This window comes from Kluyvera intermedia (genome assembly GCF_034424175.1).
GTDB lineage: Bacteria > Pseudomonadota > Gammaproteobacteria > Enterobacterales > Enterobacteriaceae > Kluyvera > Kluyvera intermedia.
Genome location: NZ_CP139986.1, coordinates 2,745,573 through 2,758,228, shown reverse-complemented (window position 1 = coordinate 2,758,228; position 12,656 = coordinate 2,745,573). Strand labels below are relative to the sequence as shown.

Genomic DNA, 12,656 nt, shown 5'->3' with positions numbered 1-12,656 from the left:
CGCCTCGTCCGGGCTACCCGCCGCAATATCCGTCGGCCGGGCACAATATGGTAGCCCGGCCAAGCGCAGCGCCGCCGGGACGAGCGCTAGTGTTTAATCCCGAGCGACTCCGCCAACTGTTTTGCCAGTTGGTTGTTGTCATCTGCGCCATACTCCCAGAACATCGCGCCCCCGAGCCCTTTGCTCTTGATGTAATCAGCTTTGATACTGACCGAACGCGGGTTCTCATAGGAGAGCGCAAACAACGACTTGTCATCGCTCGACTTCACCGACAAATACGGCACCTTCGCCTGGTCATCCCAGTGCTCGGTGAAACGCTTCTGCGGGTCATTGAGCAGTTTTGCGACAATATCGTTATATTTCAGATAGGTATCCTTGCTCAAATCGACGCCCAGCGATTTAAACAAGTCTACCTGCTGTGGACCAAAATACGGTTTCGTTACCGGATTGTTCTGCGCATCCGGCTTAGTCCAGTCAATGCCAGGTTCAACGCTACGTTTCGGCACGCGTCCATAAAAACCGATACCCAGATTCATTTGGCTTGGTTTCAAACCGGCAGCTAAATAGTTATTCACTACAAAATCAGCGCTGTATTTATCCGCCTCGGCGACGGTGGGCCACTGGGTTGAATCATACAGATTGGAGTTGAAATATTGGGTGCCATACGCCATGTCGTAGGTCATCAGGTTGATGTAATCCAGCAGTGGGGCAATCGCCTTCACATCCACCCAGCTTTTCGGGCTTTCGGCGTTGGCGCCGACGGCGATCGTCACCAGTTTGTTGTGACCAAACGCGGTGCGAAGCTCTTTCAGCAGCGTGGTGAAGTTATCTTTATCCGCAGGCTGGCTGGCAACCAAACCCCATGCGCCGTTGACCGGATACTCCCAGTCAAGGTCGATCCCATCGAGACCATATTTCGCCACCACCTCCTGCGCGGAGCGAATAAATACCGCTCGCGCTTCAGGTGTTGCCGCGACACCTGAGAAGCCGCGCGCGCCCCAGCCGCCGACGGAAAGCAATACCTTCAGATTCGGGTTCTGTTTACGCAAGACGGGGATTTTTGCTAAATCGGCCTGCACCTTCGGCGATAACCAAATCTGGTGCAGTTTTGTGGCGTCTTTCAACGCGTCATTGGTTTCATCTTTCTCATCGTTATAGATAAGACCAAACGAATAGTTCAGGTGGGTTATCTGGCGGACATCGAGCTTATCAATATCGCCGCCAGGGCCTGCAGTGACATCACCACCACCGTTGAAATAGCCAACGGACATCAGGGAATTAGCGGAAACAACCGACGCGCAGAGCAGGGGTAATGCTGCCAGCAAAGGCAAAATTTTCATACACGGTCCTCTTTGACATTAAAAAAACCAACACGCCACAGCAAGGCGTGGCGAAAAAACAACCGTTTGAACATAGCATTGCCGCTGGGTTAAATCTGAGAGGGGGTTCACGTGAATGGAAGGTTAAATCAAGGGGGGACGCTGGTGCATCCCCGGAGTCGGCGCTGGCGCACCTCGTCCGGGCTACGGTAAGGTATTAACTTTGTGTTTCGAGCCAGTCATCCAGCGTATAGAGCGTCGCACCTTCTGCGGCCATGTCCATAAAAGCGTTGGCGCTGTCGTGCGGCTGTATATTTACGCCGCGGCAGCCGTCGGTTATCACGTTAACCGTGTATCCCAACTGCAATGCATCAAGGACGGTGAACTTCACGCAATAGTCGGTCGCCAGTCCCAGCACGATTAATTCGTTGATATCGTGCTCACGAAGCCACGCATCGAGCCCGGTTTTCTGTCGGTGACCGTTGTCAAAGAAGGCGCTGTAGCTGTCGATATTGGCGCTTTCACCTTTATGGAACACGGCATCAATATCCTGCGTTGTCAGCAGCGGATGGAATGCGGCACCGTCGCTGTTCTGCACGCAGTGATCCGGCCAAAAAGTTTGCGGTAATCCTTCCAGCGTCCCCTGGGTGAAGGGGGCAACGCCGTGCTGACTGGCGAAACTGCCGTGGTTGGCGGGGTGCCAGTCCTGGCTTGCCACTACCACATCACCGAGGATTTTACTGGCGCGGATCATCAGATTCGCCACATCGATGGTGCTGTCACCCTCGGCGACAGCGAGCGCGCCGCCGGCGCAAAAATCGTTTTGTAGATCCACCAATAACAGAGCACGTTGCGTCATGATTTCTCCTTAGTCGTCCGGCGTCAGTTCGCCGCGCAGGTTCTGCTGCATCGCCTGACGGATGGTCTCAGTATCCAGCCCCTGACTCAGCAGGTAGTGCAGCTTGGTCAGCGTCGCTTCTACCGTCATATCGGAACCGCTAATTACCCCCGCCTGCGCCAGCGCATTGCCGGTGGCATAACCGCCCATATTCACCTTGCCGGACATGCACTGGGTCAGGTTAATCACCAGGATCCCACGGTGGCTGGCTTCGGTCAGCTCTTTAATAAAATTGCCGTTCTGCGGCGCATTACCGACGCCATAGGAACGCAGGATCAGCGCTTTCACCGGCTGCAACAGGAAGTTGCGCACCACATCGGCGGAAATACCCGGGTAAATCGTCACCACGCCAATGGGCTGCGGGGTGATGGGATGCACAATCAGTTCGCCTTCACCGTGCGGTGCGGGCGGTGTCCCTAGTTTACGAATATGAATCCCGGCTTCCAGCAGCGGCGCCATGTTCGGCGAAGCAAACGCATCAAAACCGTCGGCATGCGCTTTGGTGGTGCGGTTACCGCGATACAGGCGATTATTGAAGAACAGAGTCACTTCGTTAATCGGATAATTCGCCGCAACATACAGCGCGTTCAGCAGGTTGATTTGTCCGTCGGAACGCAGTTCGGCCAGCGGGATCTGCGACCCGGTAACGATAACCGGCTTACCCAGATTCTCCAGCATAAACGACAGCGCCGAGGCGGTGAAAGCCATGGTATCGGTGCCGTGCAGAATGACAAAACCATCGTACTCGTCGTAATGGGCCTTAATATCATCGGCAATATGCTGCCAGTCTTCCGGCGTCATATCGGAAGAGTCCATCAGCGGGTCGTACTCATGGATGGTGAAATCCGGCATTTCTGGCCGATGGAATTCAGGCATCAGCGCCAGCTGGCGTTGAAGATGACCGGAAACCGGAATGTAGCCGTGTTCTGAGCGCTGCATCCCGATGGTCCCGCCGGTGTAGGCGACGTAAATGGATTTTTTTTGCATGAGGTCGTCGAATGATTAATCTAAAGAAAATCCCCTCCGTTAAGGAGGGGATTGCGATTAGCGAATATTGGCGCAGGTTAGGCAAATTGCATAGCGATTTTGCGGGTCATTAAACACGGCGAGCTTATCGCTTTCGGCTTTGACCGCACTGGCAGCAGAGGCCAGCGGGGCCGGCAGATACGCCTGCAATGCCTGCGGCAGGGCCGCGCGTACCGAACCGGACATGCTGTCCATCACCATATCGAAGAACGTCGGTTCGCTCTGATAATAGTCAATGTGCCAGGTTTTCACCTTCGCCAGTTCCGCGGCTTTTGCCACCGCATCATCGAAATCACCCAGACTGTCGACCAGCCCGTTGGCTTTAGCGTCCTGTCCTGTCCACACATGGCCTTGAGCAATCTTATCGATAGCTTCCGGCGTGCTCTTACGCGACTGTGCGACAAGGGTAATAAAGCGTTTGTAGCCATTCTCGATGGTGAGCTGCATCATCTGCTGAACTTCAGGTGTCAATGCTTTGGTCACCGCCATATCTGCCAGCGGAGAGGTAGCAACACCGTCGGTGTGCACGCCGATTGAATCGAGCGTGTTTTCTACGGTGTTAATCACCCCAAAGATGCCGATAGAACCAGTCAACGTGCTTGGGCTAGCCACAATGTAATCTGCAGGTGTTGAAATCCAGTAACCGCCAGAGGCCGCCATGCCACCCATTGAAACGACCACCGGTTTACCTGCCGCTTTCGCCGCAGCCAGTTCCGCACGAATCACTTCAGAGGCGCTGACGCTGCCACCTGGGCTGTTAACACGCAGCACGATGGCTTTCACTTTTGGATCCAGACGCGCATCGCGAATCTGCGCTGCCGTGGTATCGCCGCCGACGTTACCCGGAGTTTCTTCGCCGTCCATGATGGCACCGTTTGCGAAGACGACCGCAATGCTTGAGCCGGTATCTGCCGGGGTTTTCACCGCGTAGTCGTACATGCTGATGGCGCGGAAGTTATTTTCCGCTTTACTCCAGCCAAACGCCTTGGTCATCGCTTTTTCGATATCGGCGCTGGAGGCCAGCGTATCGACCAGTTTGTTATCCAGTGCGTATTTTGCCGTATCGCCGTCAGCCTGACGTAAGCCATCAAGCATCGCCTGCGCGCCAGGGAAGACCTGTTGCGCGGTGATCTGACGGTTAGCCGCTACAGTATTAAGGTAGTTCTGCCACAGCTCGCCAATCCAGCGGCTGTCCGCTTCACGCGCGGCCGGGGACATATCGTCGCGAATAAACGGCTCAACGGCGGACTTGTAGGTGCCGACGCGGAACACGTGGGTGGAGACTTTCAGCTTATCCAGCAACGTTTTGTAGTACAGACCGTTGGTCGCGAAACCATGTAGATCCACCACGCCCTGTGGCGATAACCAGATTTTATTGGCGAAGCTGGCAAGGTAGTACTGACCCTGACTGTAGCTGTCACCAATTGCGTAGACCGGCTTGCCGCTGTCGCGGAACTCGCGCAGCGCTTTACCGATGTACTGCATAGACGGCTGATCGCCACCGGCAAAGTTCTTCAGATCCAGCACGATACCGGTGATATTGCGGTCATCCTTCGCCTGGCGAATAGTTTGCACAATATCAAACAGGGAGTTTTCCTGCAGGCGATCTGAGGAAGCGCCAAAAATCTGTTTGCCGATAACGCTAAGCTTGCTGCTGGTAGACGGTTTATCCACCACCACGCCGCTGATGTCCATCAGCAATGCACCCCGGCTGCTACGTTCTGCGGTGCTGCTGGAGCTAACCTGCATCCAGATACCGACACACACCAGCACCAGTAAAATAAAGACCAGGTTAAACACCAGTTCACGGACGAAATTAAGTAATCGCCACATCCATTTAAAGAATCCGGCAATAAAGCGCCATACGGTTCGCATGTATTCTCCCTGCAATAACGAAAAAGGTTCACCGAAACGGTAAAACGTTTGGCTATCCTAAATAGACCGTTGCCCGTTGTCAGCAGGAATCGCCTTCTGCGCTGTAACAAATTCCTCGCGCATGTTAATTTTATGAAAAATAACGTGAGAGGAGTGACCTAATGGATGCCCTGGAATTACTGGTAAATCGCCGTAGCGCTTCGCGTCTGGCGGAACCCGCACCGGCCGGTGAGCCGCTGCAAAATATTCTACGCGCCGGCATGCGTGCACCGGATCACGGCACCTTGCAGCCGTGGCAGTTCGTTATCATTGAAGGCGAAGGGCGTGCACGTTTTAGCAACTTGCTGGAGCAGGGCGCGATTGCGGCGCAAAGTGATGAGAAGGCGATTGAAAAAGCGCGCAACGCACCGTTTCGTGCGCCGATGATTATTGCGGTTATCGCGAAATGCCAGGATCACCCCAAAGTACCTGTCTGGGAACAAGAAATGTCGGCGGGTTGCGCGGTGATGGCGATGCAAATGGCGGCGGTGGCGCAGGGCTTTAACGGCATCTGGCGCAGCGGCGCGCTGACGGAGAGTCCAGTCGTGCGTGAAGGCCTTGACTGCGGTGCACAGGATAAAATCGTCGGTTTCCTGTATCTGGGAACGCCACAGTTGAAAGCGTCGACCACGATTGTCGCGCCGGATACTGCCCCATTTGTCCGTTATCTCTGAAAATCCGCGACGATTGTCTGGATTCCAGGCAAATACCCTCGAATTCAGACAGTCGTACTTATCACCGCCCGGTTCTGGCGTTAACATACAGCCCTTACGCATATGCCAGAGCAATGACAGGAGTTGTCCATGAGCGAGCAGGCCATTCGTTTAACCCAGTACAGCCACGGAGCGGGTTGCGGTTGTAAAATTTCACCAAAGGTGTTGCAGACCATCCTGCACAGCGATCAAACGAAGTTTATCGACCCGAACCTGCTTGTTGGCAACGAAACAAGCGATGATGCTGCTGTCTATGACCTGGGTAACGGCACCTCCGTTATCAGCACCACCGATTTCTTTATGCCGATTGTCGACAATCCGTTCGACTTTGGCCGTATCGCCGCCACGAACGCCATCAGCGACATCTTCGCGATGGGCGGTAAACCGATTATGGCGATTGCCATCCTCGGCTGGCCAATCAATAAACTGGCACCCGAAATTGCCCGTGAAGTCACCGAAGGCGGGCGTTTTGCCTGCAAACAGGCCGGTATTGCGCTGGCGGGCGGTCACTCTATCGATGCGCCTGAGCCGATTTTCGGTCTCGCGGTCACCGGTATCGTACCGACGGAACGGGTGAAGAAAAACAGCACCGCCCAGGCCGGTTGTAAACTGTTCCTGACCAAGCCGCTGGGTATCGGTGTGTTGACCACCGCTGAGAAAAAATCGCTGCTAAAACCTGAACATCAGGGGCTGGCGACAGAAGTGATGTGCCAGATGAACCTGGTCGGTTCTGCTTTTGCTAACATCGACGGCGTGAAGGCGATGACCGATGTCACCGGCTTTGGTCTGTTGGGTCACCTGAGCGAAATGTGTCAGGGTGCTGGTGTGCAGGCGCAAATTGACTTTAATGCCGTGCCGAAACTGCCGGGTGTGGAAGAGTATATCGCGCTGGGCGCAGTGCCTGGCGGTACCGAACGTAACTTTGCCAGCTACGGTCACATGATGGGTGCCATGAGCGATGACCAACGTGCGCTGCTGTGCGATCCGCAAACCTCCGGCGGCCTGCTTATCGCGGTGACGCCTGATGCTGAGGACGCTGTTCACGCAGCGGCGGCTGAATTTGGTATTAACCTGACCGCCATCGGCGAACTGGTGACCGCGCGCGGTGGCCGTCCGATGATCGAGCTGCGCTAAACCGATGCGCCTGTTTATCGCGGAAAAACCGAGCCTGGCACGCGCCATTGCCGACGTCCTGCCTAAGCCTCATCGCAAAGGCGACGGTTTTATTGAATGTGGTAATGGTCAGGTGGTGACCTGGTGTATTGGTCACCTGCTGGAGCAGGCGCAGCCGGACGCCTATGACAGCCGCTACGCGCGCTGGAACCTTCAGGATTTGCCGATTGTTCCGGAAAAATGGCAGCTTCAGCCGCGCGCGTCGGTGACCAAGCAGCTTAACGTCATTAAGCGTTTTATTCATGAGGCCAGTGAAGTCGTCCATGCCGGTGACCCCGACCGCGAAGGGCAACTGTTGGTGGATGAAGTGCTGGACTACCTGGATCTGGCGGCCGACAAACGCCGTCAGGTACAGCGTTGTTTGATAAACGACCTTAATCCTCAGGCGGTTGAGCGGGCGATTTCTCGCCTGCGCGCTAACAGCGAATTTATCCCGCTGTGCGTATCAGCGCTGGCTCGTGCTCGCGCCGACTGGTTGTACGGCATCAACATGACCCGCGCTTACACCATTCTGGGGCGTAACGCGGGCTATCAGGGCGTACTTTCCGTGGGCCGCGTGCAGACGCCGGTGCTTGGGCTGGTGGTGCGCCGTGATGAAGAGATTGAAAACTTCGTCTCGAAAGACTTCTTTGAAGTGAAGGCGCATATCGTGACGCCTAAAGACGAGCGCTTTACCGCTACCTGGCAGCCGAGCGAAGCCTGCGAACCGCATCAGGATGAAGAAGGACGCTTGCTTAACCGAACGCTGGCGGAGCACGTCGTGAAGCGCATTAGCGGCCAGCCTGCGTTGGTTACTGCTTATAACGATAAACGGGATTCAGAACCGGCCCCGCTGCCATTCTCGCTGTCGGCCTTGCAGATTGAGGCCGCTAAGCGCTTTGGCTTTAGTGCGCAGAATGTGTTGGATATCTGCCAGAAGCTGTATGAAACCCACAAGTTGATTACCTATCCCCGTTCCGATAGCCGTTACCTGCCGGAAGAGCATTTCGCCGGGCGACAGGCGGTGATGAATGCCATCAGCGTACATGCAGCGGATCTGTTGCCGCAACCGGTGGTCGATCCTGATATCCGCAACCGCTGCTGGGATGACAAAAAGGTCGATGCTCACCACGCGATCATTCCCACCGCGCGAGCCAGTAATGTGAATCTTACGGAAAACGAAGCCAAGGTTTATCGTCTGGTCGCCACTCAGTATCTGATGCAGTTTTGCCCTGACGCGGTGTACCGCAAGTGCCAGATCGATCTGGACATTGCCAACGGTAAGTTTGTCGCTAAAGCCCGTTTCCTGGCCGAAGCCGGCTGGCGCGGGCTGCTGGGGGCAAAAGAACGCGATGAAGAGAACGATGGCACACCGTTGCCGGTGGTAGCAAAAGCCGATGAACTGCTGTGTGAAAACGGTGAAGTGGTTGAACGTCAAACCCAGCCGCCGCGCCATTTTACCGATGCAACGCTGCTGTCAGCGATGACCGGTATCGCCAGGTTTGTGCAGGATAAGGATCTGAAGAAGATCCTGCGTGCCACCGACGGTTTAGGCACCGAAGCCACCCGAGCAGGGATTATCGAGTTGTTGTTTAAGCGCGGTTTTCTGAGTAAGAAAGGGCGCTATATTATCTCAACCGATCCCGGTCGCGCGCTGTTCCATTCCCTACCTGAGATGGCCACCCGCCCGGATATGACTGCACATTGGGAATCGACCCTGACGCAAATCAGCGAAAAGCAGTGCCGCTACCAGGACTTTATGCAGCCGCTGGTGGGGACGTTGTTCCAGTTGATTGACCAAGCGCGAAGTACGCCGGTAAGACAATTCAGAGGATTAGCGGCCCCGGCAGGAGGGGCGAAGAAAACGTTCAGCAAAGGCAAAGGGAAGAAGCGGGCAGCAAGCCCGGCGCCTGACGCATAGGCCGTATAAGGTGAGGTCGTTGCGCTGTGGTGCCGGATGGCGGCGATGCCTTTTCCGGCCTACATCGTTCACAACCTGTAGGCCTGATAAGCGTAGCGCCATCAGGCACCCCTGACCGTGATTAAATTACGCCTTGTCCCAACATCGCATCGGCCACTTTCACAAATCCGGCGATATTCGCGCCGCGAACATAGTTGGTTTGTTTCGCTTCACCACCGTGCTCAACGCAGGCGTGGTGGATATCCAGCATGATGTGATGCAGACGCGCATCAACCTTCTCCGCTTTCCAGCCCATACGCGCGGCGTTTTGCGCCATTTCCAGACCGGATGTGGCAACACCGCCGGCATTCGCCGCTTTACCCGGTGCGAACAGCACGCCTGCATCGAGGAACAAATCGGTTGCTTCAATGGTGGTTGGCATGTTGGCACCTTCGGCTACAGCTTTCACGCCGTTGGCGATAAGCACCCGGGCAGCTTCAACATCTAGCTCGTTCTGGGTTGCGCATGGCAGGGCGATATCGACCGGCACGCTCCACGGCTGCTGGCCTTCCAGATACACCAGACCAAACTCACGCGCATAGTCGGCGACGCGACCGTCGCGGCTGGCTTTGATTGCGCACAGACGGGCCAGTTTTTCTGTGGTGAAGCCTGCTTCATCTACCACGGTACCGCTGGAGTCGGAGGCTGTAATGACGCGCGCGCCCAGCTCCATCGCTTTTTCGATAGCGTACTGTGCCACGTTGCCGGAACCGGAAACGGCCACGCGCATACCTTCAAAACCAAGGCCATGGCGTTTGAGCATCGCTTCGGTGAAATAGACCAGACCGTAACCCGTTGCTTCCGGACGAATCAGACTGCCGCCGAAAGAAAGCCCTTTGCCGGTAAAAACACAGGCCGTGTTGTTGGAGAGTTTTTTCATCATCCCGGCCATAAAGCCGACTTCACGACCCCCTACGCCGATATCACCGGCAGGCACGTCGGTATCCGCACCCAGATGACGATACAGTTCGGTCATCAGCGACTGGCAGAAGCGCATGACTTCGCCTTCGCTTTTACCTTTCGGATCGAAATCAGAACCGCCTTTACCGCCGCCCATAGGCAAGGTGGTGAGCGCGTTTTTAAAGGTCTGTTCGAAGCCGAGGAATTTCAGAATGGACAAGTTAACGGAAGGGTGGAAACGCATCCCGCCTTTGTACGGCCCGATAGCCGAACTGAACTGCACGCGCCATGCGCGGTTAACCTGAACCTGGTTGCGGTCGTCTACCCACACGACGCGGAACTGAATAACACGCTCAGGTTCAACCAATCGCTCCAGCAAAGAAAGCTGGCGATAGTGCGGGTTCTGTTCGAGGAACGGCCAGAGCGTTGTCATGACTTCGCGTACAGCCTGAGCAAATTCGGTCTGGTGTGGGTCGCGTTGTTGAACATGAGCCAGGAAGGAGTCCAGGGAGCAAACCTTGTCCATAAGTATAAGTACCTCTTATGATTGTGGATGTATGTAGTTGTTATGGTTGTGTTTAATACAGTGCGTTATTTCGACTATATCACTACCCTGCTAACGGATGACAAGGAATTTCCCCAGGCGTAATAAAATTAATATTCAGGGTAGGGTCATAACTAAAAGCGATGGTGGAAAAAAGTTAAGTTCACTACCCATTTGGTCGATAGTTATAAGAAGAGATTTTTTAAGGAGATAGCGAATGAAAATGTTATGGATTGTGGGGGTAATGGTGCTGTTTTGCCAGACCGTGCAGGCGAGGCCGCAGGTGGAAGTTAACGTTCCGCCTGAAGTCTTTAGCAGCAATGGCAATACCCAGCGCGCGCAGCCATGCGCACAGTGCTGCATTTATCAGGATCAGAACTATTCGGAAGGCGCAGTCATTAAAACCGATGGTGTGCTCTTACAATGCCAGCGTGACGAACGCGCCATTAGCACGAATCCGCTTGTGTGGCGGCGGGTAAAGCCATAAACGCATGAAGAAGCGGGATATCGGCCGGAGCAAGCTCATAATTGAGCGCCTCTAGCGGCGTACACCATGCCAGCGCACTATGCTCACGCGCGATAATTTCGCCGTCAAAGCGCGGCACATGCCAGGCGTGCAGATGAATCATTCGTCCGGAAACTTCGCGCTGGTGGCTGGCAATGTAGCAACCGGGATAAGCGTGGATCGCCAGTTCTTCATGTAGCTCGCGCACGAGCGCTTCTGGCTGGCTTTCACCAGCCTCAACTTTGCCTCCTGCAAATTCCCAAAGCCCCGCCTGATCGGCATGGGTAGGGCGCTGGGCGAGGAGAATTTTGCCGTCTTGTTCGATAATGGCGGCAACAACATCAATAGTTTTCAGCATAGTGGTCAAAGACGTGATGAATGGAATGCAATATTATCTCTGCTTTGTCGTTTACCCAAGTTTTGCAGGAGTCTGCGGGTGAAAAATCAACAACCCTGGGTGCAGCCGCTCGATAAGTTACCGCTTAGTTTGAAACCTCTCGTTGCGATGCAGCAAAAACATTATGGCAGCGTGCTCAACCCTACCCGCTGGTGGGGGCGAATGCCGCGGCTTTTCTGGCTGGTGGCGCTGTTCGTGGGATACCTCGAACGTAAGAAGGCCCGGCTTGAGCCTACGCTGCGGGCATTACTGCTGACTCGGGTGTCACAGCAATGCGACTATGCGTTTTGCATCGATGCCAATAGTCTGCGTCTGGCACAGCGCAGTGGCGCCATGGATAAGGTGCTGGCGCTTAGCGATTGGCAGGCTGCCACGGTGTTTACCCCGGCTGAACGTGCCGCGCTTGCTTACGCGGATGGCATGACCGCGACGCCGCCACACATCACAGAAACCCTTAAAAATGAGTTACACTGTCACTTTAACGATGCGCAGATAACCGAAATGACCGCGCTGGTGGCGTTTCAGAATTTATCCGCACGTTTTAACAGTGCGCTGGAGATCCCATCGCAGGGCCTGTGTCCGGTTGGGGACAAAACTGATGCTTGATAAACACCTGCACCCCCGTCTGAAACCGTGGTTGAATCGGGCGGCTGATGCGCTGGACAGTCCCGGCATCTCGGCAGATGGTATTACCCTTGTGGGATTTGCCATTGGCGTACTGGCACTGCCTTTTCTGGCGCTAGGCTGGTACGGCGCAGCGCTGGTGGCGATTGTGGTAAACCGACTGTTTGATGGCCTCGATGGTGCGCTTGCCCGACGACGAGGGCTCACGGATGCGGGCGGTTTTCTCGATATCGCTCTCGACTTTTTGTTTTACGCGCTGGTGCCGTTCGGTTTTATTCTGGCTGACCCTGCGGCAAATGCGGTAGCGGGAGGTTGGCTGTTATTTGCTTTTATGGGCACCGGCAGCAGTTTTCTGGCGTTTGCCGCCCTGGAGGCGAAGCATCAAATTGATAACCCCGGTTATGCGCATAAATCGTTTTACTATCTGGGCGGGCTAACCGAAGGCACTGAGACTATCCTGTTGTTTGTTCTGGGCTGCCTGTTTCCGGCGTGGTTCGCGTGGATGGCGTGGGTGTTTGGCTCGCTGTGCTGGTTGACGACGTTTAACCGGGTGTGGGGTGGGTATGTGACGCTGAAAGGGTTTAACTCGTCAGGTAAATAAATTCTGTGTTAGACATTCAGATAGAAATTCTCAAGTAATAGAGTCACTTAAGACAGCCGCCACGGCATTTGGCCTAGTCCTCCCCAAATAGCACCATTACTCA

Annotated in this window: 12 protein-coding genes; 6 read left to right on the top strand and 6 right to left on the bottom strand. The window is 55.0% G+C overall.

Annotation, left to right across the window (positions count from 1 at the left end; all coding sequences use genetic code 11):
- Window positions 1–86: 86 nt before the first annotated feature.
- The 4 genes from chiD to sppA form a co-directional block, all read right to left on the bottom strand.
- Window positions 87–1,340, bottom strand: coding sequence for a chitinase ChiD (chiD, locus tag U0026_RS13350; protein WP_062774731.1), 1,254 nt, complete (start codon window positions 1,338–1,340; stop codon window positions 87–89).
- A 196-nt stretch (window positions 1,341–1,536) separates the two neighbouring features.
- Window positions 1,537–2,178 carry a bifunctional nicotinamidase/pyrazinamidase gene (gene pncA / locus U0026_RS13345; protein ID WP_062774730.1) on the bottom strand — a complete coding sequence of 214 codons (642 nt, stop codon included), beginning with the start codon at window positions 2,176–2,178 and terminating at the stop codon, window positions 1,537–1,539.
- 9 nt (window positions 2,179–2,187) lie between these two features.
- Window positions 2,188–3,204 carry an asparaginase gene (gene ansA, locus U0026_RS13340; protein WP_062774728.1) on the bottom strand — a complete coding sequence of 339 codons (1,017 nt, stop codon included), beginning with the start codon at window positions 3,202–3,204 and terminating at the stop codon, window positions 2,188–2,190.
- A 57-nt stretch (window positions 3,205–3,261) separates the two neighbouring features.
- On the bottom strand, window positions 3,262–5,118 hold the full coding sequence (sppA, locus tag U0026_RS13335; RefSeq protein ID WP_062774726.1) for a signal peptide peptidase SppA: 1,857 nt from the start codon (window positions 5,116–5,118) through the stop codon (window positions 3,262–3,264).
- Window positions 5,119–5,279: 161 nt separating this feature from the next.
- Between sppA and U0026_RS13330 the strand changes: the two genes are divergently transcribed.
- From U0026_RS13330 to U0026_RS13320, 3 genes are all read left to right on the top strand, one after another.
- Window positions 5,280–5,831, top strand: coding sequence for an NAD(P)H nitroreductase (locus tag U0026_RS13330; protein ID WP_062774724.1), 552 nt, complete (start codon window positions 5,280–5,282; stop codon window positions 5,829–5,831).
- Window positions 5,832–5,960: 129 nt separating this feature from the next.
- Window positions 5,961–7,004 (top strand): selenide, water dikinase SelD, encoded by a 1,044-nt coding sequence (gene selD, locus U0026_RS13325; protein ID WP_062774723.1) that lies wholly within the window; start codon window positions 5,961–5,963, stop codon window positions 7,002–7,004.
- A 4-nt stretch (window positions 7,005–7,008) separates the two neighbouring features.
- Window positions 7,009–8,943 carry a DNA topoisomerase III gene (locus U0026_RS13320; RefSeq protein WP_062774721.1) on the top strand — a complete coding sequence of 645 codons (1,935 nt, stop codon included), beginning with the start codon at window positions 7,009–7,011 and terminating at the stop codon, window positions 8,941–8,943.
- A gap of 121 nt (window positions 8,944–9,064) precedes the next feature.
- Here the strand turns inward: U0026_RS13320 and gdhA are convergent, their stop codons facing one another.
- Window positions 9,065–10,408 carry an NADP-specific glutamate dehydrogenase gene (gdhA, locus tag U0026_RS13315; protein WP_062774719.1) on the bottom strand — a complete coding sequence of 448 codons (1,344 nt, stop codon included), beginning with the start codon at window positions 10,406–10,408 and terminating at the stop codon, window positions 9,065–9,067.
- A gap of 235 nt (window positions 10,409–10,643) precedes the next feature.
- Between gdhA and U0026_RS13310 the strand changes: the two genes are divergently transcribed.
- Window positions 10,644–10,913, top strand: a complete 270-nt coding sequence (locus U0026_RS13310) for a DUF1496 domain-containing protein (RefSeq protein WP_062774717.1) — start codon at window positions 10,644–10,646, stop codon at window positions 10,911–10,913.
- On the opposite strand, the gene U0026_RS13305 is transcribed toward U0026_RS13310, so the two are convergent.
- Window positions 10,873–11,289: a pyrimidine (deoxy)nucleoside triphosphate diphosphatase gene (locus U0026_RS13305; RefSeq protein WP_062774861.1), complete on the bottom strand. Its 417-nt coding sequence runs from the start codon at window positions 11,287–11,289 to the stop codon at window positions 10,873–10,875. The genes U0026_RS13310 and U0026_RS13305 overlap by 41 nt on opposite strands.
- A gap of 78 nt (window positions 11,290–11,367) precedes the next feature.
- On the opposite strand from U0026_RS13305, the gene U0026_RS13300 reads away from it, so the two are divergent.
- On the top strand, window positions 11,368–11,934 hold the full coding sequence (locus U0026_RS13300) for a carboxymuconolactone decarboxylase family protein (RefSeq protein ID WP_241974004.1): 567 nt from the start codon (window positions 11,368–11,370) through the stop codon (window positions 11,932–11,934).
- Window positions 11,927–12,553, top strand: a complete 627-nt coding sequence (locus tag U0026_RS13295) for a CDP-alcohol phosphatidyltransferase family protein (protein WP_062774716.1) — start codon at window positions 11,927–11,929, stop codon at window positions 12,551–12,553. Before U0026_RS13300 ends, U0026_RS13295 begins: the two co-directional genes overlap by 8 nt.
- The last annotated feature ends 103 nt before the right edge of the window (window positions 12,554–12,656 follow it).

Bases quoted from the DNA above. Each gene is read 5' to 3' on its own strand.
- U0026_RS13330 (WP_062774724.1), top strand. From the start codon at position 5,280: ATGGATGCCCTGGAATTACTGGTAAATCGCCGTAGCGCTTCGCGTCTG.
- ansA (WP_062774728.1), bottom strand. From the start codon at position 3,204: ATGCAAAAAAAATCCATTTACGTCGCCTACACCGGCGGGACCATCGGG.
- sppA (WP_062774726.1), bottom strand. From the start codon at position 5,118: ATGCGAACCGTATGGCGCTTTATTGCCGGATTCTTTAAATGGATGTGG.
- U0026_RS13305 (WP_062774861.1), bottom strand. From the start codon at position 11,289: ATGCTGAAAACTATTGATGTTGTTGCCGCCATTATCGAACAAGACGGC.
- pncA (WP_062774730.1), bottom strand. From the start codon at position 2,178: ATGACGCAACGTGCTCTGTTATTGGTGGATCTACAAAACGATTTTTGC.
- selD (WP_062774723.1), top strand. From the start codon at position 5,961: ATGAGCGAGCAGGCCATTCGTTTAACCCAGTACAGCCACGGAGCGGGT.
- U0026_RS13320 (WP_062774721.1), top strand. From the start codon at position 7,009: ATGCGCCTGTTTATCGCGGAAAAACCGAGCCTGGCACGCGCCATTGCC.
- chiD (WP_062774731.1), bottom strand. From the start codon at position 1,340: ATGAAAATTTTGCCTTTGCTGGCAGCATTACCCCTGCTCTGCGCGTCG.
- U0026_RS13295 (WP_062774716.1), top strand. From the start codon at position 11,927: ATGCTTGATAAACACCTGCACCCCCGTCTGAAACCGTGGTTGAATCGG.
- gdhA (WP_062774719.1), bottom strand. From the start codon at position 10,408: ATGGACAAGGTTTGCTCCCTGGACTCCTTCCTGGCTCATGTTCAACAA.
- U0026_RS13310 (WP_062774717.1), top strand. From the start codon at position 10,644: ATGAAAATGTTATGGATTGTGGGGGTAATGGTGCTGTTTTGCCAGACC.